This window comes from Pseudomonas sp. PSE1(2024), from assembly GCF_050990555.1.
GTDB classification, from domain to species: domain Bacteria; phylum Pseudomonadota; class Gammaproteobacteria; order Pseudomonadales; family Pseudomonadaceae; genus Aquipseudomonas; species Aquipseudomonas aphyarum.
The window spans coordinates 3,762,847-3,788,183 of record NZ_CP158967.1 but is presented as its reverse complement, the minus strand read 5'-3'; the positions used below and the strand labels follow the sequence as shown (position 1 = coordinate 3,788,183).

General features: G+C 59.8%; 34 protein-coding genes. 16 read left to right on the top strand and 18 right to left on the bottom strand.

The window, feature by feature from the left end; translation table 11 throughout:
- Positions 1-16: 16 nt before the first annotated feature.
- A complete protein-coding gene (locus ABTV87_RS17005) occupies positions 17-955 on the bottom strand; it encodes a DMT family transporter (protein ID WP_221534344.1) in 939 nt (312 codons plus the stop codon).
- Positions 956-1,040: 85 nt separating this feature from the next.
- On the opposite strand from ABTV87_RS17005, the gene ABTV87_RS17000 reads away from it, so the two are divergent.
- From ABTV87_RS17000 to ABTV87_RS16985, 4 genes are all read left to right on the top strand, one after another.
- Positions 1,041-1,604, top strand: a complete 564-nt coding sequence (locus tag ABTV87_RS17000; protein ID WP_007950529.1) for a helix-turn-helix domain-containing protein — start codon at positions 1,041-1,043, stop codon at positions 1,602-1,604.
- A 216-nt stretch (positions 1,605-1,820) separates the two neighbouring features.
- Complete coding sequence (locus ABTV87_RS16995; protein ID WP_221534345.1) at positions 1,821-3,224, top strand: LLM class flavin-dependent oxidoreductase; 1,404 nt, start codon at positions 1,821-1,823, stop codon at positions 3,222-3,224.
- Between the two features lie 190 nt (positions 3,225-3,414).
- Positions 3,415-3,729, top strand: coding sequence for a hypothetical protein (locus ABTV87_RS16990; RefSeq protein WP_433897980.1), 315 nt, complete (start codon positions 3,415-3,417; stop codon positions 3,727-3,729).
- Between the two features lie 173 nt (positions 3,730-3,902).
- Positions 3,903-5,330, top strand: a complete 1,428-nt coding sequence (locus ABTV87_RS16985; RefSeq protein WP_221534348.1) for an FAD/NAD(P)-binding protein — start codon at positions 3,903-3,905, stop codon at positions 5,328-5,330.
- Positions 5,331-5,394: 64 nt separating this feature from the next.
- On the opposite strand, the gene ABTV87_RS16980 is transcribed toward ABTV87_RS16985, so the two are convergent.
- The 5 genes from ABTV87_RS16980 to ppnN all read right to left on the bottom strand — a co-directional run bounded on the left by ABTV87_RS16980 (position 5,395) and on the right by ppnN (position 9,351).
- Positions 5,395-5,646 (bottom strand): hypothetical protein, encoded by a 252-nt coding sequence (locus ABTV87_RS16980; protein WP_085602928.1) that lies wholly within the window; start codon positions 5,644-5,646, stop codon positions 5,395-5,397.
- A 108-nt stretch (positions 5,647-5,754) separates the two neighbouring features.
- Positions 5,755-6,489 carry a substrate-binding periplasmic protein gene (locus ABTV87_RS16975; RefSeq protein WP_433897979.1) on the bottom strand — a complete coding sequence of 245 codons (735 nt, stop codon included), beginning with the start codon at positions 6,487-6,489 and terminating at the stop codon, positions 5,755-5,757.
- A gap of 162 nt (positions 6,490-6,651) precedes the next feature.
- On the bottom strand, positions 6,652-7,029 hold the full coding sequence (locus tag ABTV87_RS16970; RefSeq protein ID WP_085602932.1) for a hypothetical protein: 378 nt from the start codon (positions 7,027-7,029) through the stop codon (positions 6,652-6,654).
- Between the two features lie 151 nt (positions 7,030-7,180).
- Complete coding sequence (locus ABTV87_RS16965; RefSeq protein ID WP_433897978.1) at positions 7,181-7,918, bottom strand: response regulator; 738 nt, start codon at positions 7,916-7,918, stop codon at positions 7,181-7,183.
- A 59-nt stretch (positions 7,919-7,977) separates the two neighbouring features.
- Positions 7,978-9,351 carry a nucleotide 5'-monophosphate nucleosidase PpnN gene (ppnN, locus tag ABTV87_RS16960; RefSeq protein ID WP_007950520.1) on the bottom strand — a complete coding sequence of 458 codons (1,374 nt, stop codon included), beginning with the start codon at positions 9,349-9,351 and terminating at the stop codon, positions 7,978-7,980.
- Positions 9,352-9,562: 211 nt separating this feature from the next.
- On the opposite strand from ppnN, the gene ABTV87_RS16955 reads away from it, so the two are divergent.
- Positions 9,563-10,084, top strand: coding sequence for a DUF3087 domain-containing protein (locus ABTV87_RS16955; RefSeq protein WP_433897977.1), 522 nt, complete (start codon positions 9,563-9,565; stop codon positions 10,082-10,084).
- On the opposite strand, the gene ABTV87_RS16950 is transcribed toward ABTV87_RS16955, so the two are convergent.
- On the bottom strand, positions 10,081-10,467 hold the full coding sequence (locus tag ABTV87_RS16950) for a DUF2784 domain-containing protein (RefSeq protein ID WP_433897976.1): 387 nt from the start codon (positions 10,465-10,467) through the stop codon (positions 10,081-10,083). The two genes, ABTV87_RS16955 and ABTV87_RS16950, sit on opposite strands and share 4 nt — an antisense overlap.
- Before the next feature lie 155 nt (positions 10,468-10,622).
- Between ABTV87_RS16950 and ABTV87_RS16945 the strand changes: the two genes are divergently transcribed.
- From ABTV87_RS16945 to ABTV87_RS16935, 3 genes are read left to right on the top strand one after another with little or no spacing between them, the layout of a single operon-like run.
- Positions 10,623-11,321, top strand: a complete 699-nt coding sequence (locus ABTV87_RS16945) for an AzlC family ABC transporter permease (RefSeq protein WP_221534353.1) — start codon at positions 10,623-10,625, stop codon at positions 11,319-11,321.
- Positions 11,321-11,632 carry an AzlD domain-containing protein gene (locus tag ABTV87_RS16940; protein WP_164872179.1) on the top strand — a complete coding sequence of 104 codons (312 nt, stop codon included), beginning with the start codon at positions 11,321-11,323 and terminating at the stop codon, positions 11,630-11,632. The genes ABTV87_RS16945 and ABTV87_RS16940 overlap by 1 nt, the downstream gene beginning before the upstream one ends.
- Positions 11,633-11,672: 40 nt before the next feature.
- Positions 11,673-11,819, top strand: a complete 147-nt coding sequence (locus ABTV87_RS16935) for a hypothetical protein (RefSeq protein ID WP_258711893.1) — start codon at positions 11,673-11,675, stop codon at positions 11,817-11,819.
- A gap of 44 nt (positions 11,820-11,863) precedes the next feature.
- On the opposite strand, the gene ABTV87_RS16930 is transcribed toward ABTV87_RS16935, so the two are convergent.
- The 4 genes from ABTV87_RS16930 to ABTV87_RS16915 all read right to left on the bottom strand — a co-directional run bounded on the left by ABTV87_RS16930 (position 11,864) and on the right by ABTV87_RS16915 (position 15,025).
- The gene (locus tag ABTV87_RS16930; protein WP_041475322.1) at positions 11,864-12,136 is read right to left on the bottom strand and encodes a hypothetical protein; all 273 of its coding nucleotides are present in this window, start codon (positions 12,134-12,136) and stop codon (positions 11,864-11,866) included.
- Between the two features lie 267 nt (positions 12,137-12,403).
- Positions 12,404-13,084, bottom strand: a complete 681-nt coding sequence (locus tag ABTV87_RS16925) for an SOS response-associated peptidase (protein ID WP_221534357.1) — start codon at positions 13,082-13,084, stop codon at positions 12,404-12,406.
- Positions 13,085-13,137: 53 nt separating this feature from the next.
- Positions 13,138-13,977 (bottom strand): ABC transporter permease, encoded by an 840-nt coding sequence (locus ABTV87_RS16920; RefSeq protein WP_433897975.1) that lies wholly within the window; start codon positions 13,975-13,977, stop codon positions 13,138-13,140.
- A gap of 61 nt (positions 13,978-14,038) precedes the next feature.
- Entirely contained in the window at positions 14,039-15,025 is a 987-nt protein-coding gene (locus tag ABTV87_RS16915; protein ID WP_085602940.1) for an aliphatic sulfonate ABC transporter substrate-binding protein, read from the bottom strand.
- Between the two features lie 293 nt (positions 15,026-15,318).
- On the opposite strand from ABTV87_RS16915, the gene ABTV87_RS16910 reads away from it, so the two are divergent.
- The 3 genes from ABTV87_RS16910 to ABTV87_RS16900 all read left to right on the top strand — a co-directional run bounded on the left by ABTV87_RS16910 (position 15,319) and on the right by ABTV87_RS16900 (position 17,666).
- Positions 15,319-16,266 carry an ABC transporter substrate-binding protein gene (locus tag ABTV87_RS16910; protein WP_433897974.1) on the top strand — a complete coding sequence of 316 codons (948 nt, stop codon included), beginning with the start codon at positions 15,319-15,321 and terminating at the stop codon, positions 16,264-16,266.
- 134 nt (positions 16,267-16,400) lie between these two features.
- Complete coding sequence (locus tag ABTV87_RS16905) at positions 16,401-17,300, top strand: polysaccharide deacetylase family protein (protein WP_433897973.1); 900 nt, start codon at positions 16,401-16,403, stop codon at positions 17,298-17,300.
- Between the two features lie 123 nt (positions 17,301-17,423).
- Positions 17,424-17,666, top strand: coding sequence for a DUF1652 domain-containing protein (locus ABTV87_RS16900; RefSeq protein ID WP_007950507.1), 243 nt, complete (start codon positions 17,424-17,426; stop codon positions 17,664-17,666).
- A 3-nt stretch (positions 17,667-17,669) separates the two neighbouring features.
- Here ABTV87_RS16900 and ABTV87_RS16895 read toward each other — a convergent pair whose 3' ends face one another.
- Positions 17,670-18,032 (bottom strand): NUDIX hydrolase, encoded by a 363-nt coding sequence (locus ABTV87_RS16895; RefSeq protein WP_127798447.1) that lies wholly within the window; start codon positions 18,030-18,032, stop codon positions 17,670-17,672.
- A gap of 197 nt (positions 18,033-18,229) precedes the next feature.
- On the opposite strand from ABTV87_RS16895, the gene ABTV87_RS16890 reads away from it, so the two are divergent.
- Positions 18,230-18,418, top strand: a complete 189-nt coding sequence (locus ABTV87_RS16890; RefSeq protein ID WP_007950503.1) for a hypothetical protein — start codon at positions 18,230-18,232, stop codon at positions 18,416-18,418.
- Between the two features lie 59 nt (positions 18,419-18,477).
- Here ABTV87_RS16890 and ABTV87_RS16885 read toward each other — a convergent pair whose 3' ends face one another.
- On the bottom strand, positions 18,478-18,717 hold the full coding sequence (locus tag ABTV87_RS16885) for a hypothetical protein (RefSeq protein WP_007950501.1): 240 nt from the start codon (positions 18,715-18,717) through the stop codon (positions 18,478-18,480).
- A gap of 176 nt (positions 18,718-18,893) precedes the next feature.
- Here ABTV87_RS16885 and ABTV87_RS16880 point away from each other — a divergent pair, with 176 nt between their 5' ends.
- A complete protein-coding gene (locus ABTV87_RS16880; protein ID WP_085602948.1) occupies positions 18,894-19,229 on the top strand; it encodes a hypothetical protein in 336 nt (111 codons plus the stop codon).
- A 62-nt stretch (positions 19,230-19,291) separates the two neighbouring features.
- Here the strand turns inward: ABTV87_RS16880 and ABTV87_RS16875 are convergent, their stop codons facing one another.
- Positions 19,292-19,840: an RrF2 family transcriptional regulator gene (locus ABTV87_RS16875; protein ID WP_221534365.1), complete on the bottom strand. Its 549-nt coding sequence runs from the start codon at positions 19,838-19,840 to the stop codon at positions 19,292-19,294.
- A 337-nt stretch (positions 19,841-20,177) separates the two neighbouring features.
- Between ABTV87_RS16875 and ABTV87_RS16870 the strand changes: the two genes are divergently transcribed.
- On the top strand, positions 20,178-21,383 hold the full coding sequence (locus ABTV87_RS16870; RefSeq protein WP_433897972.1) for an NAD(P)/FAD-dependent oxidoreductase: 1,206 nt from the start codon (positions 20,178-20,180) through the stop codon (positions 21,381-21,383).
- Positions 21,384-21,438: 55 nt separating this feature from the next.
- Here the strand turns inward: ABTV87_RS16870 and ABTV87_RS16865 are convergent, their stop codons facing one another.
- From ABTV87_RS16865 to ABTV87_RS16855, 3 genes are read right to left on the bottom strand one after another with little or no spacing between them, the layout of a single operon-like run.
- Positions 21,439-21,717, bottom strand: coding sequence for a Rho-binding antiterminator (locus tag ABTV87_RS16865; protein WP_433897971.1), 279 nt, complete (start codon positions 21,715-21,717; stop codon positions 21,439-21,441).
- Positions 21,718-21,721: 4 nt separating this feature from the next.
- Entirely contained in the window at positions 21,722-21,979 is a 258-nt protein-coding gene (locus ABTV87_RS16860; protein WP_007950496.1) for a DUF2024 family protein, read from the bottom strand.
- Positions 21,979-22,719 (bottom strand): hypothetical protein, encoded by a 741-nt coding sequence (locus ABTV87_RS16855; RefSeq protein WP_433897970.1) that lies wholly within the window; start codon positions 22,717-22,719, stop codon positions 21,979-21,981. The genes ABTV87_RS16860 and ABTV87_RS16855 overlap by 1 nt, the downstream gene beginning before the upstream one ends.
- A gap of 117 nt (positions 22,720-22,836) precedes the next feature.
- On the opposite strand from ABTV87_RS16855, the gene ABTV87_RS16850 reads away from it, so the two are divergent.
- Together ABTV87_RS16850 and ABTV87_RS16845 are read left to right on the top strand one after the other, a co-directional pair.
- The gene (locus tag ABTV87_RS16850) at positions 22,837-23,403 is read left to right on the top strand and encodes a MarR family winged helix-turn-helix transcriptional regulator (protein ID WP_258711887.1); all 567 of its coding nucleotides are present in this window, start codon (positions 22,837-22,839) and stop codon (positions 23,401-23,403) included.
- 185 nt (positions 23,404-23,588) lie between these two features.
- Positions 23,589-24,194 carry a DUF6338 family protein gene (locus tag ABTV87_RS16845; RefSeq protein ID WP_433897969.1) on the top strand — a complete coding sequence of 202 codons (606 nt, stop codon included), beginning with the start codon at positions 23,589-23,591 and terminating at the stop codon, positions 24,192-24,194.
- Positions 24,195-24,336: 142 nt separating this feature from the next.
- On the opposite strand, the gene ABTV87_RS16840 is transcribed toward ABTV87_RS16845, so the two are convergent.
- Complete coding sequence (locus tag ABTV87_RS16840) at positions 24,337-25,236, bottom strand: LysR substrate-binding domain-containing protein (protein ID WP_007950480.1); 900 nt, start codon at positions 25,234-25,236, stop codon at positions 24,337-24,339.
- Positions 25,237-25,337: the final 101 nt, after the last annotated feature.

The window sequence follows — 25,337 nt, the reverse complement described above, 5'->3', positions numbered from 1 at the left end:
AGCCGTAAAACCCCGTTTAGCCTTCGGTCTCGTGCTCCAATTCTTCCGTGACCGTTTGTGTCTCTTTGCCTTTGGTCTTCAATTCACTGACGATCACCGCCGCCACGATCAGTCCTGCGCCCACCAGTGCAATCGCTGGGAGACGCTCTCCTGCGATACGACCGACGATCCCGGCCCAGACTGGTTCACCGGCGTAGATCAAGGTCGCGCGGGTCGGCGAAACACTTTTCTGCGCCCAGTTCATCGCCACCTGAATTGCCGCACTCATCGCGCCCAGGCCCAGAGCCGTACTCAGCAGCAGCCACGAGAAATCCGGAATCGCCTCGCCGGTCGGCACCACCATCAAAAACGACAGCACCGAAGTCGTCGCCAGCTGCACCACGGTTACCCGGCGCACATCGACTTGCCCGGCATAGTTACTGATAAGGATGATTTCGGCCGCTATCGCGATGGCGCTGATCAGCGTGGCGATTTCACCGGGGCTGAAATTCAGCGAAGCACCGGACGGCCCGGAGAGCAGCATCAGCCCGGTAAACGCCAGCATGATGCCGATGCTCGGCATCAAACCCGGGCGCCGGCCGAGAACCAGCCATTGCAACAGTGGCACGAACGGCACGTAAAGCGCGGTGATGAACGCCGACTGACTGCTGGGAATGCTCTGCAAACCGACAGTCTGCAAGCCATAACCGAGCAGGATCGCCACGCCGATAAAGGCGCCGGCCTTGAGTTCGAACAGGGTCAGTTCCCGCAGGTGTTTCCAGGAGAACAGCGAAACAATGCCAGCTGCGGCGGCAAAGCGCAGGCCGACGAAAAACATCGGACCGCTGACGGTCATCGCGTGCTGCACCAGCAGAAAGGTGCCGCCCCAGAGCATGGTGATCAGCACCAGCACGCACTCGGCTTTGCTGAACCGGGAAAAACGCAGGGGAGTTTTGGGGGAGTTGGCTGACGTCATGACCTTGCGCACTTTTAAGGAGGGGACGCACAATGCGCCAAATGTTGCGCAGTATACTGCCCAACCCCAGCCAGTGAGCAATATAGTGCACAAAGATTCTGTACAACGGGCTTCGGTCCTGCAACACGTCAGCCAGAACGTCCGGCGCCTGCGCCATGCCGCCGACATGAGCCAGACGGCCCTCGCGGAAAAGTCCGGGGTCAGCCGGCGAATGCTGGTGGCCATCGAGGCTGGCGAAAAGAACGTCAGCCTGACCACCCTCGATCGCGTCGCCGAAGCTCTCGAAGTGGCCTTCAGCGATCTGATCCAGGCGCCTGACAACCGCGATCCCGGCCGTATCAACGAACTGGCCTGGGCTGGCAGCATCCCCGGCAGCAAAGCCGTTTTACTGTCCAAGGCCAACGCCACCCGTGCGGTTGAACAGTGGGAATGGTGCCTGCAACCGGGCGAGGTCTATCCCTCGCAACCGGACGCCGAAGGCTGGAGCGAGCAGATTTTCGTGTTCGAGGGCTGCCTGACGCTGATGCTCGGCGATCAACCCCAGCGCATCGCGGCCGGGGAGTTTTTCATGTTCGCCAGCAACCAGCCGCACACCTATCGCAATGACGGGGAAGTGGCCGCGCGCTTCGTGCGCAATGTGGTGATCTGACTGTTGCATGGCCGACAGCGGATAAACAGTTTGCTCCATCCTGCGTGCAGACTGCTTTAAGTTGTTATCTCAATCTATTGATAAATAAAGAAAATATATTCAGGCACGACTCCTGCTATGGGTTCTGGATCCTCATCCGGAAACCACGGAGTCGCCTCACATGACCGCCTCAATTCACACCTTCAAACGCCTCCTGACAATCGGGAGTGCCATCTGATGCCCCGCGAAATTCGTCTCAACGCCTTCGACATGAACTGCGTCGGTCACCAGTCGCCGGGCCTGTGGGCTCACCCTCGGGACCGCTCGTGGCAGTACAAGGATCTGGAGTACTGGACCGAACTGGCGAAAATCCTCGAGCGCGGCAAGTTCGACGGCCTGTTCATCGCCGACGTGCTGGGCATCTACGACGTGTACAACGGCAATGGCGAAGCAGCCATCCGGCAGGCGGCGCAGGTGCCGGTCAACGATCCGTTGCAACTGATCCCGCCGATGGCGCTGGTCACCGAACACCTGGGTTTCGGCCTGACCGCGTCGTTGTCCTTCGAACATCCGTATCCATTCGCCCGACGCCTGTCGACCCTCGATCACCTGACAAAGGGCCGGGCCGGCTGGAACATCGTCACCTCTTATCTGGAGAGCGGCGCGAAGAACATCGGCCAGCAAGCCCAGACCGAACACGACGCGCGCTACGACTTCGCCGAGGAATACCTGGAGGTCTGCTACAAACTCTGGGAAGGCAGTTGGGAAGAGGGTGCGATCCTGCGGGATCGCGAGCGGCGGATTTTCAGTGACCCGAGCAAGATCCACGAGATCCGCCATCACGGTAAACACTTCCAGGTGCCGGGCATTCACCTCTGCGAGCCGTCGCCGCAGCGCACGCCGGTTCTCTACCAGGCGGGAGCTTCCAGCCGGGGCAAGCAGTTTGCCGCCGAGCATGCCGAATGCGTTTTTGTCGCTGCCCCGTCGAAAGTGCTGCTGAAGAAAACCGTGGCCGACATTCGCCGCCGCGCCGCCGAGGCCGGGCGCGATCCGTCGAAGATCCTGATCTTCAACCTGCAAACCGTGATCCTCGGCGAGACCGACGCCAAGGCCAAAGCTAAGTTCGAAGAATACAAATCCTGGGTCAGCTACGAAGGCGCGATGGCGTTGATTTCCGGCTGGACCGGCATCGATTTCAGCCGTTTCAAACCGGACGAACCCCTGAAGCACGTGCACACCAACGCCATTCAATCGGCGGTCGAGGCGTTTTCCACGGCGGATCCGAACAAGGTCTGGACCCCCAACGAACTGGCTGACTGGGTCGGCATCGGCGGCTTCGGCCCGTTGTTCGTCGGCAGCCCGGAAACGGTGGCGGACCTGTTGCAGGAATGGGTCGACGAAACCGACGTCGACGGCTTCAACCTGGCCTACGCGCTGACCCACGAAACCTTCATCGATGCCGTCGAATTGCTGGTGCCGGAGTTGCAGAAGCGCGGTGTCTACAAAACCGAGTACGCGCCGGGGACCTTGCGCGAGAAGCTGTTTGGCAAAGGGCCGAGACTGCCGGAGATTCATCCGGGCAGTGGCTATCGAAACCTCGGCGAGCTGCATCGGCAGGAGAAAAAATTCGCGTCGGTCTAGATGTCGATGGGTGTTCAGCTATGAGGAATGTGATGAGACCACTCGTCGGACAAAGCAAGGAACCTGTAATTTCTGACAGTAGACGTTGATTGGGTAGCCGCTCCTAATAAGCAGGAGCGCGGGTCACGGCAGGTTATGCCTGTCGAGCACGAAGCGACTTTAACGAAAATCAACTGAAAGGAATTAACTTATGTTGGGTCCCATGCAAATCTTAGAAGCTGATGGAAAAGGAGTTGTCGAACTTTCGAAAATTGGCTCTCACGCTACTGGCGTGATCTCCCCCTTACCAAACCCGGCGCAAGGAGATAGGGCAGATGTTAATGCCGGCGGTAAGAGTATCGCTCAAGTACCACTCAATCTCTCCGGTGAAACCAGATTTCCAATACCGAAGAGTGTTTTATTGGACTTCGCGGATATTGGTGTGACACCGTTTTATTACAAGGCCGAGGACCAATTCGGTAATTCTGAGGAATCCGAGAAGAAAGATTTTGTAATTAAACAGTAAAACACAGTCAGCAGGAGACTCCCCCCGAAATGCCCGGCTCGATTGATGTCGACCAGGCATTTTCTGTGTCTTCGGTTTTGGCTTTGTTTAATTAAGTTGCCGCCAATAGCTTCCTGAGAGCTATCAGCGATGGTATTACCCTCATTCACTCCTTTGCGAACGGTGAAAACCGCATGAATGAGGTTTCAAATGAGCATTCGACCACGTCTGTCAGTCACGCCGACATCCTGATTGTCGGCGGCGGCCTCAGCGGCACGATGCTGGCGGTGCAATTGCTGCGTTTGCCGGGGCGCAGAAAGATTCTGGTGATCGAGCCCCGGGCCGAACTGGGCCGGGGCGAAGCGTACAGCGCGGTGGAGCTGGGCCACACGCTCAATGGCAACGCAGCGCGGATGAGCGTTGACCCGGACAATGCCGATGACCTGACTCAATGGCTGACCGATCACATCGCTGGTGGTGGCTGGCCCGAGTCGGATCAGCAGCATGTGCCGGTCAGCGAACTGTTTCCGCCACGGGGGCTGTTTGGCGTTTACGTGCAGCAGCGTCTGGCCGAAGCGCAGCAGGTGGGCGCGCAACACGGTTCGACGGTCGAGCATGTGCGCGCCGAAGTGGTCGATGTTCAGGCCTCCAGCGATTCCGTGCAGCTCACCTTGAATGACGGCCAGCAACTGCACGGCGCTTTTGCCGTGTTGGCAACTGGGATGTTCCCGGCTGCCCGCACCCCGCAAAAAGAATCCAGCGGTCTCAACGCGGCGGCGCTCGATCCGTGGGATGTCTCGGCCATGCGTCAACTCGATCCGCAATCAACGGTGCTGATCATCGGCTCCGGCCTGACCATGGTCGATGCCGTGGTGTCGCTGGAGCAGGCCGGGCATCGCGGGCCGATCGAGGTGTTTTCCCGGCATGGGCTGTTGCCCCATGTGCGTCGGCAACCGCCCGCGTGGGTGGACTTCCTTGCCGAGGATTACAGCATTCGCACGCCAAGGCAGTTACTGCGCGAATTGCGCCGACATTGTCGCGACGCCATCGCTCAAGGCATTGACTGGCAGGCGCCGCTCGACACCGTGCGTGCGCACATTGGCCGGTTATGGAGTCAGGCCAGCGATGTGCAGCGCCGGCAATTCGTGCGGCATGTCCGGCCGTGGTGGGAAAGTCATCACCATCGTTCGCCACCGCTGAGCGCTGAATTGGTCGAGCGTCTGCACCGGGAAGGGCGATTGCGCATTCATGCTGCGTCTTACAAGGGACTTGAGCCGGTATCGGGCGAGGGCGTGAGTATCCGCATTCGTCCTCGCGGCGAGGCTGAAACCCGAGTAGTGCAAGGCGCGGCGTTGATCAACTCCAGCGGCATCGAATACGACTGGCGCCGGGTCGCGCGACCTTTGCCGCAGCAGTTGTTGGCGCGCGGCCTGGTTCGACCGGGACCGTTGGCGTTGGGGATCGAGGCCGCAGTGGACGGTGCTGTGCTGGATGAAGAGGGCCGGGTCTCGAACCGCCTGTTCGCCATGGGCCCGCCGCTGCGTGGCATGTGGTGGGAAAGCACCGCTGTCACCGATGTCGCGTCGCAGGCCAAGGCACTGGCCGCGCGATTGGTTCGCTGATACCCAAATGCAGGAAACCCCGCTTCGGCGGGGTTTCCTGTTTCTGGCAGCTCAAACCTATCACTCAGTAGCGCTGATATTTGGAACCGAATTCCGGGCGGTTTTCTGCGACGTACAGCTTGGCCTGTTCAGCGTTTTGTTGCAGGTTGAGGTTGCCCTTGTGTTCGGCATCGATGCTGACGGTGTCGACGTTCAGGGTGCCCGACTGGCCAACGGTCGCCGACGCGACAACCGGGGTGCTGGCGTGTGGGGCTGCTATGGCGGAGGTGGCGCCGATCAGGGAAACGATGAAGCCGAGTGCGATGATGTCTTTCATGATGTTGCTCCAGAGAGTGGGGAGAAGATGGAGCCCACTCTAGTGCTGGAGGGTTTTGATGTGAAAACACCCTTGCGCATAGTCGTTATCGAAGGCGTTGATGCCTGATCAGCGCGGTAGGGTATTGCTCAGCCAGCGCTGGCGCAGCTGCTCCAGACGGCCGTCGGCCCGGAATGTATCCAGCGCCTGCTGCCAGCGTGCGACCTGTTTCGGATCGGTCTGCGGCGAAAAGGCAATGTAGGTGTTCTGTTTCATCAACGGGATCTGGTACTGCAAGCGTCCCGGCTCCATGCCTTGCTCGCGGGCAAGGGCGGCCTTGGACCAGGTATCGGAGACCACGAAATCGGTACGCCCCAGGCTGAACAGTCGCATCATCTGCTCCGGGGTTTCGACGCCGTAGAGGTTGTTCAGGTCTTGCCCTTGCAGGTAGCTGTAGACCAGCCATTTGCGCGGCACGGTGATCCGGCCCAGGTGATCGGCTTCACGCAGGCTGTGCACGGGAGGCTGGAGATTGTCGCGGGCGTACAGCGCGGTTTCGACTTCGATCAGCGGCCCGACCCATTGATAGCGATCGTCGCGGTCGTCGGTACGCAGCACGGTGAATACGCCGGTGTCGGGCGTGTCGCTGGCCATGCGCAGGGCGCGCAGCAGCGGGACTTGTTGCAGATGGATGCGGTCGCCGGTCTGGGTCGCCAGGGCCTGCACCACGTCAACACCGAATCCTGCGAGCTGATTACCTTGCATGAAATGCAGGGGCGGATGGTTGTCGGTGAGCAGTTGCAGATCCGCCGCGGTGGCCGTCAGGGCCAGCATGGACAGCAGACAGGCGGCAAATCGTTTCATGGATCGTCCCTGAACAAATCAATCGCGCAGCTTAGTACGAGCCATGACGGCTGTCGTGGGGAAACAGCGGGGCTTTTGTGTCAGAGAACAAGGCTTATCGGTAGTGAACGCTGCGGGGGCAGAGCGCCCCCGGCAGGAATCGACAACGGCGGGTACATACGATCAGTAGCGCTGGTACTTCGAACCGAACTCGGGACGGTTCTCGGCGACCAGTACGCTGCGGGCCGAACGCTCGCGCAGTTCCTGCAAGCGGTCGGCGCCACCTTCAGCGACGCGTTCGCGCAACTCTTGCAAACGGTCAGCACCGCCTTCGGCTACGCGTTCACGCAGTTCCTGCAAGCGGTCGGCACCGCCTTCAGCGACGCGTTCACGCAGTTCCTGCAAGCGATCCGCGCCACCTTCGGCAACGCGATCCTTCTGCAGGTTTTCCGAGCCGTATTCGGCAACCAGCGGTTGGGAGCTGGCGGATGCCAGGTCGGCCAGGGCCAGGCCGCTGAGCAGGCTGATTGCGAGTACCAGGGATTTCGAGGACTTGAACATGGTGCTTCTCCTTGCGTTTGAGATGAATGAACCAGTGCTTTCTGGTGGGTTCATTCAAACGCGAGGGTGTATCGCTGATATGTGGTGTTACGGCCCGAAAACACGGGTTACGTATCTGCGCGGCGAATTTATACAGAGTGATACAAATCCGTCAGGATTCGGCGTGCATCTCCACGGCGAAGGAGAAAACATAACCCTCGTTGCGCACGGTCTTGATGTAGGTCGGCTCGCGAGAGTCGTCCAGCAGACGTTGACGCAGGCGACTGACCAGCAAATCGATGGAGCGGTCGAACAGGTCGGCGTCGCGACCCTGAGTCAGATTGAGCAACTGGTCGCGGCTGAGCACCCGTTGCGGATGATCGAGAAATACCCGGAGCAGGCGATACTCGGCGCCACTGAGAGCGACCATGGTGTCGTCTTCATCGAGCAGGTGGCGGGCGGTGGTGTCCAGGCGCCAGCGGCCGAACGCGAGCAGGCGCCCGGTTTCGGTGATCAGCAGATTGGGTGGCAGCATTCGCGTGCGGCGCAGCACGGCGTTGATCCGCGCCAGCAATTCGCGGGCAGCGAAGGGTTTGGTCAGGTAATCGTCGGCACCCATTTCCAGGCCGAGGATGCGGTCGGTCTGGTCGTCGCGGGCGGTGAGCATCAGGATCGGGATCGCCTTGTGCTTGCCGGCGCGCAGTTCGCGGCACAGCACCAGCCCGTCATCGCCGGGGAGCATGATGTCGAGCACGATCAGGTCGACCGTGTTGGCTTCCAGAAAACTGCGCATCTGCCGGCCATCGGCGACCACGGTGCTGCGCAGGCCGTTCTTGGTCAGGTAATTGCCGACCAGCTCGCGGATCTCGCGGTCATCGTCGACGATCAGGATGTGGTTGATGTGATCCATGGTTCGCTCTTTTTATAAGGAGTGCCCGAAGCGTTGCGCTTCGGGCTGGTCGCTTCGGGTCAGGACACCACGCGATAGCACGGCACATACGCCGCGCCGCCCGGCAGTTTCATCCGGTGCTGGGCGACGAAGGCTTTGAGCAGCAGATCGAGCGGCTGCATGATCGCGGCGTCGCCACGGATCTGGTACGGCCCGTGTTCCTCGATCAGGCGAATGCCCTTGTCCTTGACGTTGCCGGCGACGATCCCGGAGAACGCGCGGCGCAGGTTGGCCGCCAGTTCATGAGGTGGCTGGTCGCGGTGCAGCTTGAGGTTGGCCATGTTTTCGTGGGTCGGATCGAACGGGCGCTGGAAGCCTTCGTCGATCTTCAGCAGCCAGTTGAAGTGGAACGCGTCGGCGCGTTCGCGGCGGAACTGCTTCACGGCCTTCAGGCCCGCGGTCATCTGCCTCGCCACTTCGGCCGGGTCGTCGATGATGATTTCGTAGTGCTTTTTCGCCGCTTCGCCGAGGGTGGCGGTGACGAAGGCGTCCAGTTGTTCCAGGTATGGCGCGGCATGTTTCGGCCCGGTCAAAATCACCGGGAACGGCAGGCCGGCGTTGTCCGGGTGCATCAGGATGCCCAGCAGGTACAGGAATTCTTCGGCGGTGCCGGCGCCGCCCGGGAAGATGATGATGCCGTGGCCGACGCGGACGAAGGCTTCCAAGCGTTTTTCGATGTCCGGCAGGATCACCAGCTCGTTGACGATCGGGTTCGGCGCTTCGGCGGCGATGATGCCCGGTTCGGTCAGACCGAGGTAACGGCCACCGTGAATCCGCTGTTTGGCGTGGGCGATGGTCGCGCCTTTCATCGGGCCTTTCATCACGCCGGGACCGCAACCGGTGCAGATGTCGAGGCTGCGCAGGCCCAGTTCGTGGCCGACTTTCTTGGTGTATTTGTATTCTTCGGTGTTGATCGAGTGGCCGCCCCAGCACACGACGATTTTCGGCTCGACGCCCGGGCGCAGGGTGCGCGCGTTGCGCAGCAGGTGGAAGACGTAGTCGCTGATGCCCTGGGAGGTGCTGAGGTCGATGCTCAGGGCGTCGAGTTCGTTTTCGGTGTAGACGATGTCGCGCAGGGCGCTGAACAGCATTTCCCGGGTGCTGGCGATCATTTCGCCGTCGACGAAGGCGTCGGCCGGGGCGTTCAGCAGTTCCAGGCGCACGCCGCGATCCTGCTGGTGGATGCGGATTTCGAAGTCCTTGTAGGCTTCCAGAATGGTTTTCGCGTTGTCGACATGGGCGCCGGTATTGAGGATGGCCAGGGCGCACTGGCGAAAGAGGGTGTAGGTGCTGCCGGTTCCGGCCTGGCTCAGTTGCTGAACTTCACGTTGGGAAAGGGTTTCGAGGCTGCCTTTTGGGCTGACCGAGGCATTGATTACGTGTCGTTGGGTCATGCAGTGATCCTTAAAACGATGTCATTGCCGGCATGGCCAATGGCATCCGAATAGTGTGTATCCATGAATGAAGATGGCACGATCTGCGTGGTATCGCCATGTCCCCGTTGGACTTTGAAAAGATGAAAAGGCGCTCCAGCATAGCTAAATCCGCCTCAGAGGCGATAATGCGCCGGCCTCTTTTTATTTCAAGCCATGGAAGCCTGTCGCGATGTTCGAGATTCAACCGATCGATGCCATCACTTATCGCCAGCAGACCCGGCGCAGCACGCTGATCATCGCGGTGCTGTTTCTGGTGCTGGCGATGGCGTTTTCGACGGCGGCGGTGGCGCTGTTCGGCGAGCCGGGCGGGGATAACCTGCGGTTCAATGTCGGCGGGGTGTTTGGCGCATTTCTGCTGACAGCGGCGTTGCTGCGCGGGCGTTTCTGGAACCAGACCTGGATGGCCCCGGCGGTGTACGGCTGGCGGCTCAAGCGCAGCCTGATGAGCGTCACCAACGTGATGCATCAGGTGACGGCAGCGGTGGAGAAGGGTGATCCGGTGGCGATGAAGGTGCTGCGTTTCTATCACCTGGGGCTGACCCAGATGCATGAACTGGACGGTAACTCCAGCGATCACGCGCAATTGCACCGGGAAGTCGAAGCGCACAAGACGCGGATGGAGGCGCTCGGTCTGGACACCGATCAGACGCGCCTCGATCCGGCCTGGCTGGAAACCTTGAAAGCGCGCTAGAACGGAATGCGTGCGGCGCGCCGGAGTTTCCAGCGGCGAATCAGGCGCCCGTACACCAGCAGGTTGACTACCAGCACCACGCTGCCCAGCACCAATTGAATCTGCGGCGTCAGCCCGGCCGGGTAGATGATCGGCCAGATGTAATGCTCGATGAAGCCACCCGCGTATTCGGTTTGTCCTGCAGCGTGGCGCATCAGGTTTTCCCAATAGGTCAGCGGACAGGTCAGGTGCAACACCTCGACCGCCACACCCCAGGCCGCCGCCGGCAAATGCAGCCAGATCAGCCGCGGCCACTTGAGCACCAGCAGCCCGCCGAACAGCACAAACAAAATGAACAGCAAATGAAACAGCACCAGCCCGTCGGCGGCTATTCGATACAGCATGTCGTCTCCCTGACGCGTGTGTGAATGGTTGTCATGTTACGCCGGTAAACGACTGACGGAAGGAAGGATTTGCGCCAACTGCGCAAGATTGTTCAAGCCACCCACGGGCATTTGCTGGCAGAGTCCGGGGTCTTGTCTCACGGTTGAAGCGTGTTATGTCTGACTCATTAATGCCGCGCAGTGCCTTTCTTCGCGGAGCCGCGGCGATCATGCCGTTATCGCTGGCGACGGCGCCGTGGGGGCTGTTGGCCGGCTCCATGGCGATTGAAGCCAACCTCACGCCGCTGCAAGGGCAGGGCCTGTCGAGCATCGTGTTCGCCGGCGCTGCGCAATTGGTGGCGATCGGCATGCTCAAGGGCGGCGCGGGGATTTTCTCGATTCTGCTGACCACGCTGCTGCTGACTTCGCAGCATCTGCTTTATGGAATGAGCATGCGCCACGTGATTTCGCCGTTGCCGGGGCGCTGGCGTATCGGTCTGGGCTTTTTGCTCACTGATGAACTGTTCGCGCTGACCAGTCAGCATGATCGTCAGCAGTTCAACCGCTGGTACGCCTTGGGCGTGGGTCTGACGTTTTACATCGCCTGGAACCTCTTCACCCTGGCCGGCATCGTGCTCGGCAGCAGCATTCCGGGGCTTGAGCATCTGGGGCTGGACTTCTCGATTGCCGCGACCTTCATCGCCCTGATCACCCCGGTGGTGCGCAATGTGCCGACGGTGGTCTGCGTAGCGGTGTCGCTGTTCTGCTCGGTGCTGTTCAGCTACTGGCAATGGGGTTCGGCGCTGGTGCTGTCGGGCCTGGCCGGCATGATCGCCGGGTTTATCTGCAACAAGCTGTATCGGGAGCGCACATGATGGTCTGGGCAGTGATTTTCGGCATGGGGATTCTGGTGTTCCTCAACCGTTACGTGTTTCTCGAACCGCGCCTGCCGGTGCGTTTGAGCAGTAACGCGCGGCAGTTTCTCGGGTTTGCCGTGCCGGGGATGTTGACCGCGATTTGCGGGCCGATTGTATTCATGCCGGACAAACAACTGAATCTGCAGTGGGATAACCCTTATCTGCTGAGTTCACTAGTGGCAATCGGCCTGGTGATCTACACGCGTAATACATTGCTCAGCATGCTATTGAGCATGGCGTTCTTCTTTCTATTGCGCTGGTGGCTTTAAGTTCTACGCTTAATGGATGAATTCCATTAGCGAGGTGAACATGGCAATCGAGCAGAAACGTCCCGAAAAAGATGACGAGCCGAGCGAAGAAGAGCTCGAGCGGGAGAAACACAAGGAGCAGACCTGGAAGCATGACGACAGCCGCGAGTTGTCCGACCGTGATCAGGAACGCCCGCTGAAACCCTGAACGCCACAACGAAAAGCCCCGCGATTGCGGGGCTTTTCGTTTTATCAAAGATCTTCCAGCTGCGTGAAATCGGGGTGGGAGGCCCGATAACCCAAGGTCTTGTCGATCCAGGCATTCAGCTCGTTGACCATCACCGGCGGGTGGCAGGGATAGTTTTCGAGGGTGGCGCGCAGGATGCGGTCGATATCGGGTACGTCACGCAGGTTTCGAGTCTTTATGTAGTGGCCGATAAAACAGTCGAGTTGAAAGCGTTCTGTCGTAGACAGATGAATACACTCCAGGCCTGTGACCTGTTTGATTGCAAAATCGTCGCGCAACTTAATTCTCTGCAAGGCTTGTTAGTTTGTGGGGTATTCCTGGTTTTGCTGACTCTTTGGTCAACTGGTATGCCAATAGGAAATGCGGCGCGCATGCTATCCGTAGTGTTTCTAAAAGTATGTATGACGATTGAAATGTCAGACAGGCGGTTAGTTCACTCAAACGACTGTTTCAGCTCCCTGTTTCGCGAATGAAACACCGCGTGTAACGCGCAGGATTCAATTCGTGGATTCCTGTTCTTGATAACGCACCGCACCGGCATTTATTTACGTCACCGCTTCAATCAATTCCGCGCCCTGATTGCGGGAGTTGCCCACCGCTTTGCCGACTTTGTGCCATTGGAACGCTTCGCTGGGTTCGGCTTCGAACAGCAGCATCTGCTCGGCGCGTTCGGTGGGCGTGGCGGGATCGAGCCATTCGTGCACCCGATCGGCGCACAGCACGATCGGGCGCCGGTCATGCACATCGAGCAAGCCGCCTTCGCTGTTGGCGGTGATGATGACGAAGCCGTCGTCTTCCCGTGGAGGTTCGCCGGGTGTCGGAAACTGGCCGATGGCGGCACAGAAAACCGGTTGATGATCGGCGCGACGAATCAGCCAGGGCTGTCGGCTTTTGTCGGGGGCATCGACCCACTCGAACCAGTTGTCGACCGGCACGATCAGCCGATTACGCCAGATCGCTCGAAAGAACGGCCCGTGTGCGACTTTTTCCAGCCGCGCGTTGATCGGTGCGGCGCGATCCTTGGCCCAGTGCGGACGCCAGCCCCAGCGCAGATTGTCGGCGTATAGCCGTTGTTCGTGTTGATGGAGGATCGCCAGCGACGTCGTGGGTGCAGCGTTGTAATGCGCCAGCGGTGCGTCGCCGACGTGATTGATCAGCGCATCGGGAATGCTCAGCACCGCGACGAAATCGTGGATGCCCCGGTATTGCGACAGTCTTCCGCACATTGGCCGACCCTCCGGCGAACAGCTGCCTGAAGGTTTGAGCTTAGTTGCACGGTTCAATCCTTGCTGCCCTGGCCGGTGAACGCGTCGCGCCAGACCAGCCAGCGGCGTTCCAGTATGGCCAGCAGGCCGTCGCTGAGTTTGCCCAGCAGCGCCAGGACGATGATCGCGGCCAGCACGATGTCCGGCCGCGAAGTTTCGCGACCGTCGCTGAGCAGGTAGCCCAGCCCTTTGGTCGCCGCGATCAGTTCGGCCGCGACCAGAAACATCCACGACAGGCTCATGCCGCTGCGCAATCCGGTGAACAGGCCGGGCAGGGCAGCAGGCAGCAGAATTCGTCTGACCAGTTGCAGCGGACTGAAACCATAGATGTGCCCGACCTCCACCAGTTTGCGGTCGATGTTGCGGATCGCCGCGACCACGTTGACGTACACCGGGAAGAACGCACCGATGGCGATCAGGACAATTTTCGAGGTCTCGTCGATCCCCAGCCACAGCAGCAACAGCGGCACCCAGGCCAAGCTGGGAATCGAACGCAGCGCGGCGAAGGTCGGTTCCAGATAGGCCTCGGCTTCGCGGCTGAGGCCGACCCACGCGGCAAACACCAGCGCCAGACTCGCGCCGATGGCAAACCCCAGCAGCACGCGAATCAGGCTGGCGCCGATGTGTTTCCACAAGGCACCTTCGGCCAGATCGGTGAGGGTCAGGGCGATCTCACTCGGCGCGGGCATCTGGTAGGACGGCAGCCAGCCGATGCGTACGATAAATTCCAGGGCGATCACGATCAGCAGTGGCAGCGCCAGGCCTTTAAGGCGCCGGCGCCAGAGTGGATTCAACGGAAAGGGTTTTCGGCGTGGGGCCGACAAGGCGAGGCGGGCGGGAAAGTCGTTGCTCATGGACGGTTCTCCGCTCACGACAAATCCGCGACGGGCGCGGATTTGTTGTGAGCCTGATCGGTTACTGGGCGGCGGCGACTTGCTGGAAACCGGTGTCGATCAACTGATCGATGACCTGATCGACATTCACCCCACGGCGCACCAGCTCTTCGGAGACCAGAATCGGCGCGGCGGCTTTCGACGCCAGCACGTCCTTGGCGGTCAGTTGCGGGCTGCTCAGGTCGGTGCGCGACAGTTGCAGCTTGGCCACATCCAGCGGCAGACCGGATTCGCTGGCGAGCAACTTGGCCAGTTCTTCGGGGTTCTTCACCGACCACTCGCGGGCCTGCTCATAGGCCTTGATCACGGTGTCGATGGTTTGCGGGTGCTGCCTGGCGTATTGCTCGGTAACGCTGACCACGCCGTAGCTGTTGAAGTCGCGATTGCGGTACAGCAGGCGCGAACCGGCCTGCACCTGACTGGCGGCCATGTGCGGATCGAGGCCGGCCCAAGCGTCGACATCGCCTTTCTCCAGGGCGGTGCGGCCGTCCGGATGTTGCAGGTGCACCAGTTCCACGTCGTCCTTTTTCAGCCCGGCCTGTTGCAGGGTGCGCAGGGTGAACAGGTACGGATCGGTGCCTTTGGTGGCGGCGATTTTCTTGCCCTTGAGGTCGCCGACGGACTGGATCGGCGAGTCCTTGCGCACCACCAGCGCGGTCCATTCGGCGCGGCTGTAAACGTAGACCGATTTGATCGGGCTGCCATTGGCCCGGCTGAGCACGGCAGCGAGGCTGGCCGACGAGGCGAAATCCACGCCGCCGCTGTTGAGGTATTCCAGCGAGCGGTTGCTGCCCTGGCTCAGCACCCAGCTGACTTTGCTCTGGGGCAGGGCTTTTTCCAGGTAGCCCAGGTGTTTGAGCGCCAGGCTGACCGGCGAGTAATAGGCGTAATCCAGATGCACTTCGGCCGGCGGCGCTTCGGCAGCGTGGGCGAGCGGTTGCAGGCTCAGGGCTACTGCGCAGGCCGCGAGCAGCGTTTTGACGCGGGAAAACGGTAAGAGGGATTTCATGGGCACGCTCCGGCAAGGCAACAGATTCTTATGTCCAAAAAGATATTTTTATCGAATGCTTCCTGCATGAATGGAATATTGCAGGCTCTGTGCCATGTGCGCTTTTTCCCGTATTTACGGGGTCTAACGCCGGTTTTGCAGGTTTGAAGTGTTGCGGGGAGAACACTGTGCCGAGCCACTGTTGCTCGGCCAACAGTGCGGCGGGAAGGTGCTGAGCTTATGCGCTAATCGAATTTTAAATCTGATTTGTAAGAGCGTTATGGTCTATAAAAATCCCTTCTGCAGGACTCGCCATGAAGCTCTCACGTTTCCTACGCGCCGCGTTGGCCAGCGCACTGTTTGCCACGCCATTGACCTACGCTGCCGAACCCTTGGTCCTGCACGTCGGCGACCAGAATTACTACAACATCCGCGCGTCCATAGAAGCGTCCGGCGTGTTGAAGGACGCGCCTTACACGGTCGACTGGAAACATTTCCAGGCCGCCGCGCCGTTGGCCGAAGCGTTGCAGACCGGGTCGCTGGATCTGGGTTTTCTGGGGGATTCGGGATTTTTGTTCCTGGCTGCCAAACAGGCGCCGGTGAAACTGATCGGTGTGTCGCGACAGAACCCGGACACCATCGCCCTGTTGGTGCCCAAGGATTCTCCGGTGAAAACCATTGAGGACCTGAAGGGCAAGAAGGTCGCCTACTGGCCGGGAGCCTGGAGTCAGCAATTGACCTTGCGGGCGCTGGAGCAGGGCGGTTTGCCGGAGAATTACGTCGACTTCGTCAAATTGATGCCGATTGATGCAGCCGCCGCGCTACCACAAGGCAGCATCGATGCGTTCCCGGTCTGGGAACCCTACATTTCCCAGCAGATCGTGTTCTCGGGTGCGCGGCCGATTCTCACGGCGAAAAACCTGATGCCGGGCTTGAGCGCGATTGCGGCCTCGGCGCCGTCCATCGACAGCAAGCGTGAAGCGATCGCCGATTTCCTCGGGCGCCTGAAGCAGGCCCGGGCCTGGGTCGACAGCCACACCGACGAATACGCCGACCTGTGGGCGAAGAAAGCCAACCTCGATCAGCAGGTTTCGCGGCACTGGTTACGCCAGGCGCACATGACGGTCGGCCCGGTCGATCAACAGGCTGCCGCCGATCTGCAAAGCACCGCCGACTTTCTGTTCAAGGTCAAGGCGCTGCCGGCTCCGCTGGCCACGGCGGGGATCATCGACAGCTCGTTTCAACAGGCACTGGCACGCTGAGCGAGCGCCGGAACCAAACCCTGTGTATCTTTATCCAACCTCGGCCCATCTCAATGGGTCGCAGGGAGGCAGTAGCGGCGAAGGAGTTTTGCCAATCGACAACATGACCGCAACGGTCGGGCTCAAGGCAAAACATGACACAGTGGTTCAAGCTTTTCTGCGCGATGGCGGTAGCCGTCGGGCTGGCCGGATGCATCGCCGCTCCCATCGAAATGACCGCGCAGACCGAAGCCCGGCTCAAGGCCCAGGCGCCTGTGCGCTTTCTGTTGACCTTCGATGACGGGCCCAGCGCTTCCAGTTTTTTCAATCCAACCGACACCGTGCTCGACAGCCTCAAGGACAACCCGCTGCAGCCGGGGATCAAAGCGGTGTTTTTCGTGCAGACCCGCGCGCCGCGAGCGGGCAACAGCGAGATCGGCCGGCGGGTCATGCGCCGCGAGCACGCCGAAGAGCACATTCTGGGCTTTCACACCGCCACCCATTGGCACACCAATCATCGATTGCTCGACCCGGATGAGCTCGAAACCACGTTGACCAACGGCTCGGCGGACATCGCGGCGATCACCGGCGCGCCGCCGACATTGCTGCGTCCGCCGTTCTGGAACTTCGACAAACGCACCTTCGCCGCCTATCAGCAGCACCACATGCAGGTGTTGTTGACCGACCTGAGCGCCAACGACGGCAAGATCTGGGGTTTCAACGCCAGCCCCCGGCGGCGGGCGAACATGCTGCGCCAGCTGTCGGAAGTTCGCGAACGGATTGCCCTCGGTGAATTGCCAACGGTGGACGGAGTGATTCCGGTGGTGGTGACCTTCCATGACCTCAACCGCTACACCGCCCGCCACACCCGCGAGTACTTGCAGATTCTGCTCGACAGCGCCGCCGCCACCGGTGTGCGACTGGCGGACAAACCGTTCTATGGCGATCGCGCGACACTGGAAAAAGCCGCGCTGGCGCGCACGGTGGGCGAGTCGTCGAAGCCGGTGAATCTGCCGGGGATCTGGAACTGGATTTGGGACCATGACTCGCATTGAGAGCGGCGACTTGAAGATGTGAAGCGGTTGGCAAATTTTGCGGGTGTCGGTGAGAGCAAGGCGACAAAAGCTCATCTATGCTGATCGGGTCGCCCGAGCCTTCGCCTGTGAGGCGTGCCCCCCATGATTGCCATTACCGACATTTGCCGCATCGTCGAATCCGGCTTTTCGCCGCTGTATTGCGATTGCACCGAAACGGCGCAGGGACTCTTGCAGATCAAGGTTTACGAACCCGACAGCGGGCGGGTCAACCTGTTGCTCAACGGGGTGTCCCCGGAGCATCTGGTCACCATTCGTGACATCTCCAATTTCATCGGTGAATTGCGCACCGAGATGAGCGCCGGTCGCCGGGCATTCGCCGGTTGAGGGTTAAAGACGTCGCTGAAAGGCGCGGACGATGCTCAGCGTGGCGTCACTGACGTTCAGATTCTGCACCGCATCCAGCGGGTGCCAGAGACAGTCGACGATTTCATTCAGCGGGCGAACCTGATCAATGTTCAGCACCGAAGCCTCGTAGACGTGGTGGCGGGTGCTGCCGTTCTGCAATTCCATCAGATAGAGCATGTCATCGCTGTCCAGCCCGGTTTCCTCCTTGAGTTCTCGGGCGGCGGCTTGCGCGCGTGTCTCTCCCGGTTCGACGGTGCCCCCCGGAAGCGTCCAGCGGCACCTGGGTTTGCGCACCAGGAGAATGTGTCGATCCTGCTCGCAGATGACGGTTGCTCGTACTTTCATGTGTTACCCGATTGCTGGTTGTCATAAATCTGTCATGAATTAGCAATATTTGGGCCGCTACCGCTTTAGAGCTTCTGAGTGCCTGGCAGCGGCAAAAGTGCCGGAGACTTGACGCGGCCGCGGTGCGACGTTCGGTCGGCACGGCAGCGCGTCGCGGGTGTAAGGTGGAAAAGTTCGTTACCAGACAGGAGGTGCCTATGAGCATGGCGATGCTGAATAAAATGCACATGAATGGCTACGATGTACTCAGCGTGAACAACGGCCCGTGGCGGGTCTGCACGCAGGGTGACCGGCTCGCTTCGTTTGCCAGTCGCGAGGAAGCGCTGGCGTACGCCGCCGCGCTGCCGGGGTACAAAAGCCGCGCACGCGGTCGCAAGGCAGACTGAAGGTCTGTGAAGAAAAAGCCCCGGTTGTCCGGGGCTTTTTGCTGTGGGCAGGGTGAGGTTCAGTGGACTTTGGTTCGGCTGATGGCGCGGGCTTTCACTTCCCGGGCATACAGTTGCAGGCGTTCTTCATCGCTTTGCAGCACTTCGCAGGATCTGAGCACCGCCTGGGCGTCGGCCTCGTTGCCCGACTGACGCAGTTGCTCGGCGATGCGCTTGAGGTCCACCGCCGACCATCTCAGGTCCGATGCCACGCTTTGCAGGTCACGCTGAAGTTCGTGTTCGTATTCATTGAGCCGCATGATCACCTCCGGAACATTCTCGGTAAAACAGAGTAGCCCCATTTTTCCGGTGTGGGGCAAGGTCGTCTGTCGGTGAGCTGAATGGCCCCGGTTCTCGGTTTGTACAGGCAGAGCGCTACGATGGATGTCCGAACAGTTAAAGGGTACATTCGCGTTTTTCAGAAGAAGGAATCACCATGCGGATGTTGATCGGGGGGATGCTGATGGCGGCATTGGCCGGTTGTTCGCTGCCTGCGTCACTGGTGCCGGGCGAACCGAATGTCAGCAAGATCAGCGGCAAGACTCCCAAGGACTACGCCGCGTGTGTATTGCCTCTGTGGCAGCAGGACGTTGCCAAGACGTCCCAGACAGCGATTTCCAATGGCTACCGGATCACCGCGCCGAGCATCGTCACTGCCGACGAGATTCTCGATGTTGTCAAGTACAAGGACGGCAGCCGCGTCTCCCTGTATCAGGGGCCGCCGTGGGCGAAGTCCGGGTCGTTGCGCAAAGCGGTGCGCGACTGCCTGTAAGGTCGAATAAAAAAGCAGAAACCGGTGATCGGTTTCTGCTTTTTTTTGCCTGCTGATCGAGCTCAGTCCGAGATGTCGGTAAGCGGAATGCCGGCGCCGCCGGTCTTCTTTTCCCGACGATCCTGCATCCAGTCTTCCACCTGGCTGTTGAAGCCCGCCGGCGCCTTGCGCCCGACCTTTCTGGCGATGTCGAGGATGGTCTGCTGGGCGAGGGCTTCTTCCATGCGCTTTTGCGCGGTCATCATCGCGGCGTGAATCGAGCAGGTGCCGTCCAGTGCCCAGTCCGGCGGCGAGCCGTCGAACAGCGCGCAGCGTCCGCGAATGTCCCGGCATTCGAAAATGTTCTTGGGACCATCGATGGCATTGACGATGTCGAGCAGGGTGATTTCATCCGCCGGACGCGCCAGGGTGAAGCCGCCGCGCACACCGCCGGTGGATTCCACCAGTTTGCCTTTGGCCAGTTTGGTGAAGATCTTCGCCAGGTAATCCAGCGGCACCCCTTGCAGCTCTGCCAGGTCACGCACGCTGGCTTCACGACTGTCACCGCCGCTGCCCACCAGAAAGGTCAGGCAGTGAATGCCGTACTCGACCCCCGCACTGTAAAGCGACATAACTATCTCCGACTGTATTTGTCGCCGATGTTATCAGGGTTGTTCGTGGCAAACAAATCGGGAACGCCTTGGGTTTTTGGCTCTGAGGATCCCGTTTTTCTTGGTTTTCAGCTAAATCAATGAGTTGTGGAGGGCGGATACGCTCAATCTGAGCTATCGAAGTTTTCGATGCTAATCATCACAAAATCTGACTTGTCGGATTTAAAGGCGACCAATACAGTCGCCGTTATCCGGTGAGCAGCCTTCCGCGTTCTTGAAAAATACAGACGTGTCCGCTCCCGATGATGTGAATCCTTCAACCTCATTCAGTGACTTGGCTTCGTGCCTGGAGAGAACAATGAAACAGCACATTCTGGTAATCGGCGCAGGTTTCGGTGGCATGTGGACGGCATTGAGCGCCACGCGTCTGGTCGACATTCACAATCGGGACAACATCGACGTATCCGTGTTGGCGCCGCAAGCCGAGCTGCGCGTTCGTCCACGTTTCTACGAGCCGAATGCCCACACGCTGGCTGCGCCGCTGGGCGATCTGTTCGATGCGGTTGGCGTCAACTTCATCAAGGGCGCGGCGAACACCATCGACGTGCAGGCGAAAACCGTGGGCTACACCGACGCAGCCGGTGCGCAACAGGTGTTCAACTACGACAAACTGGTGCTGGCCTCCGGCAGCGGCCTGGCCCTGCCAGACACCCCGGGCGTGGCGCAATATGCGTTTGACGTCGACCAGATCGAAGCCGCCATCCGCCTGGAAAACCACCTGGATTCGCTGATCGGCCAGCCTGAAAGCCAGGCACGCAACACCGTGGTCGTCGCCGGCGGCGGTTTCACCGGTATCGAAACCGCCACCGAAATGCCGGCGCGTCTGCGCGCTGTGCTGGGCGCTGATGCCAAGGTTCAAGTGATCATCGTTGACCGTGCGCAGAAAGTTGGCGCGTCCATGGGCGAAGCCATCAGCGTGTCGATTGCTGAAGCGAGCGAAGAACTGGGCGTTGAATGGCGACTGGGTGTGTCGGTGCTGTCGGTCGATGAAAACGGCGTGACCCTGTCGGACGGCCAGCGCATCGAGGCAAAAACCGTGGTCTGGACCACCGGTGTGCGCGCCAGCTCCCTGACCGAACAGATTCCTGCCGAGCGCGATCGCCAAGGTCGCCTGCACGTTGATGCCAACCTGAAAGTCATCGGCCAGGACGACATCTTCGCCACCGGCGACGTGGCTTACGCGGCCACCGACGACATCGGCAACTTCGCCCTGATGACCTGCCAGCACGCGATTTCCCTCGGTCGTCACGCCGGCAACAACGTAGCGGCGCAGATCCTCGGGGTCGACCCGACGCCGTACAGCCAACCGAAGTACGTGACCTGCCTCGACCTCGGCGCCTGGGGCGCGGTGTACACCGAAGGCTGGGATCGTCAGGTGAAACTGGTGAAAGAAGAGGGCAAGTCGCTCAAAACCCAGATCAACACCCAATGGATCTACCCACCAGCGGCTGACCGTGCCATCGCGCTGGCGGCTGCGGATCCGATGATCCCCGTCGTCGCGTAAAAACGGCGTGGCACAGAAAATCCCGCCCGGTTGATGCCGGGCGGGATTTTTTCGTTCAGATTCCGCAAACCCCTCCGGCAAGGACCACCCGACCGAACTCGACGTTGGCCTCCAGAGGTGTGATCGCGAGCAGTTGGTCGAGGCGAATTTCCTGTTGCGCGCCTTGTTGCTCGATCACCAGGAATTCTTCTTTGTCGCTGCTGGTTCGCGTGGTCACGGCCCGGGCCATCAGCTGCTGACCGTCAATCAACTCGATGTCCAGCTGATAGCCGCGCAGGCAGGCGATTTCCAGGTAGTCGTGCAGATCACAGTTCAACGGCTGATAACGGGTCATGGCGTTACTCCTCGAAACCTTGCAGGGTGATGATGAAATAGCCGTCTTCGGCGATGGCCTTGGCGACCTGCGGATTGGCCGGCTCGCTGTGGCAGAACAGACACTGGCTCTGGGAAATGTCTTCGTCCTGCAAGCCGTTGTCCATCAGGAACTGCCGGGCGTAGGCCTTCGCCGCTTCGGCTTCGCGATCGGTCAAAACATCGAAATGAAGATAGCGGCCATCTTTGGTGCGCACGTGGGTATCGAATACTTTGACGAACATTATTGGCTCTCCTGCATTTTCCAGGTGCCGGGCAGCGAGAGGTTGCCCGAGGCGATGTCGTAGACGCTGCTGACACACAGCAACGGGTTGTGCAGGTCGGCATTGACCTTCAGCGCTGCGGTGACGCCGTCATAGTTGAAGCTTTGCGGGAAACCGACGGCAGCCAGCGGCACGCGGATCTGTGCGGCATTCTGTTTCACACTCAGGTCGTAGCCGGGGGAGTCGATGTAAATCGGCGCGCCGGGCCAGGTCGCGGGTAGTTTCGGTTTGGCGTCCTTGGGGATGTCGCGCACTTTCAGCCCACCGGGGCCGCAGCTTTCATCCTTGCTCAGGACCACCCAGTGCGAGTGCCAGAGGCCGCCGTCGTTGTCCTTCTTGCCGTCCTTGTTTTCATCCAGCTGCGGGGTGTCATCGAAGTCCGGGTGCGAGGTCAGGGCGAGGGCGAGGATGCCGGAGTTCGCTTCAAAACCGACGGCGCCGCTGTCCAGGCTAGTGGGCCAGACGTAGCTGTAAACCTCGGCGCCGGCGAATGAACCCTTGGCGGTCGGCACGCGGCTGCCGGCCTTGCCATCGACCAATTGTTCGAAGACCAAGGTGTTGCCGTCCTTGAAAACACGGGTGTGGACCAGGTCGAACGCGGCGTCGGTTTTACCGGGTTCGCTGTGAATGCCTTCAGGTCCGTGGGCCCAGGTTTGTGTTGCCAGAAGCGTGCTGATGGTCAATGCCAATGCGCTTTTCATGGGATGCCTCGATGTGCGGTTTAAGTTTCGAATCGACACCGTAATCCTAAGGTGGCACTGTTTTTTGTCAATAAGGTTTTTAAACGATACTATTTATCAATCCCATTGAAACAGGCGATGACCGTGTTGTTTGACCTGCTGGAAAGATTGTCGAGCCTGACCCGTGTGTGGTTTCGCGAGCACCCGCTGCTGGCCGAACTGCAACCGATTCAACTCAGTGCGCTGCTGTATCTGGCGCGGTGCAACCGCTATTCGAATACGCCGCTGGCGGTCACCGATTACCTCGGCCTGACCAAGGGCACCGTGTCGCAGTCGCTCAAGGCGCTGGAGACCCATGGCTTTCTGACTAAGGTTCCGGACGCCCGAGACAAACGCAGCGTGCATCTGGAATTGACGACTACTGCGCGCGAGCTGATCGATGCGGTCATGCCGCCAGATTTCCTGAGCAATGCCGCGCAACGCATGGGCGCGCGTGCCGGCAATCTGGAGGTATTGTTGCTGGAGTTGCTGCGCCACATTCAACACAGCGAAAACGTACCCAGTTACGGGCTTTGCCGGACTTGTCGTTTCCACCAGACAACCACTGCCGGCGCCGTCTGCGGATTGACCGGCGAAGCGTTGGCCCCGCCGGAAATCGAACTGATCTGTCGCGAGCATCGGTTACCTGAAGAAATCCCTGTTTGATCTTCTTTGTGCCACGGCTGTGACTAATCCTCACGGCTCCCTGTTTTCTCTACGATGCGTAATGCCCGGTGACACTTGATCGCAAGCGTCTTTCCAGCGTGCACTAGGCTTTGAATGCCGGCCCATTACGGGCCGGCATTGCTGTTTTGGGAGGACTGTTTTTTTGATTCAAGGAGCGACCGATCATGGATGATCTGGTGAAAGAAGTGGTAACGCTGTTGCAGTATCTGATCCCGGGGTTTGTCTCGGCCTGGATTTTCTACACCCTGACGGCGTTCAAGCGGCCGGATACGTTCGGGCAGATTGTGCAGGCGTTGATTTTCACGTTTGTGATTCACGGGATGGTGCTGGGGATTGGGGCGGTTTGTGTGTGGGTGGGGGAGAAGGGGTTTTCTGTAGGAAAATGGGATGCGAAAGCTGAAGCGTCGTGGGCATTTTTTGCTTCGCTGCTGCTTGGGTTGATGGATTGCTGTCTGGCAACCAATGGCAAATTGCATAGGTGGTTGCGCAGTAGAAACGTAACGAAACAATCTTCCTATCCCAGTGAATGGTTCTGCGCTTTTGCTCAATATGACCGATTCATCACCCTTCATCTGGAGGATGAAAGGCGCGTTCTAGGCTGGCCAGTCGAGTGGCCGCCGGAGTCGAACACCGGGCAGTTTTTGATGAGGTTTCCACGCTGGCTCAACGAAGATGGCAAATTGGATCCTATTGGCGCCGAATTTTTGCTGATAGATTCCGCGAAGGTTAAATGGGTTGAATTCAGCCCGGCATCAGAGGGTTCATCATGACCGCCAGAGCACCGCAACCAATGCCACAACATCTGGAGCGACTTTTCGTAGGGCCCGACGGGAAACTGTTGGAGAAACCATTGATCACGGGCCCCAAGGCACCGCCACCGCTGAAGTACGCTCCATATCCGCATCCCAATCCCTAGCCCCATCCATCCTTCACCGCCCGGCGAATGCCCTCCAGCAACATCGCAAACGCCGGGTTGTCGTTGTTCTCCCGCCAGATCAGATGCAGTTCGCTCTGCACCCCTTCGCCCAGATCGATCTCGCGAAACACCACATTCCTGAACACCACGCTGGTCGCGCAACGCGGCACCAGTGCCAGCCCCATGCCCGCGTTGACCAGCGCCAGAATCGTCAGCGAAGACCCCAGCCACTGCACGTAATCCGGAGCGACCCGGGCCGAGCGCAGCATGCCGGTGAGCAATTCGTTGAACGGCGGATAGGCCGCGTGGGAATACATCAGGAACGGCTGCCCATCCAGGTCCTTCACTGAAACCTCGTCAGCCTCGGCCAGCCGATGACCACTCGGCACCGCCAGCACAAACGGCTCACGCACCAGGCATTCGGTGGCGTAGCCCGGCTCCAGCAATGGCGCGCGGACGATGCCCAGATCGATGCGTCGGGCGCGCAAGGCTTCGTGTTGTTGATAGGTGTTCATTTCAGTCAGGTCGATCTTCACCTGCGGCTGCTTGAGGCGCGCCTCGGCGATGACCTTGGGCAGAAACTCGTACACCGCGCTGCCGACAAAACTGATGTTCACCGAACCGATATCACCCTCGGCAAAACGTCGGGCGGTGACGGCGGCCTGTTGCGCGCGTTCGAGCAGGTTTTGCGCCTCGATGAAGAATGCGCGGCCGGCAGCGGTGAGCGCCACACTGCGCGTACTGCGGGTAAACAGTTCGACACCCAGGTGATGTTCCAGCAACTGGATCTGCCGGCTCAATGGCGGCTGGGTCATGTTCAACCGCTCGGCAGCGCGACGAAAGTTGAGTTCGGTGGCGACAGTGGTAAAGCAGCGCAATTGGGTCAGTTCGAACATTGATCTAATCCAGGTATCAATCGAATGCCAAGTTAGATTAGACGGGATCAATTGCCCCGTCCATGATCGCTCTACGCCTCAAAGGCCACCGCTATCCCTAC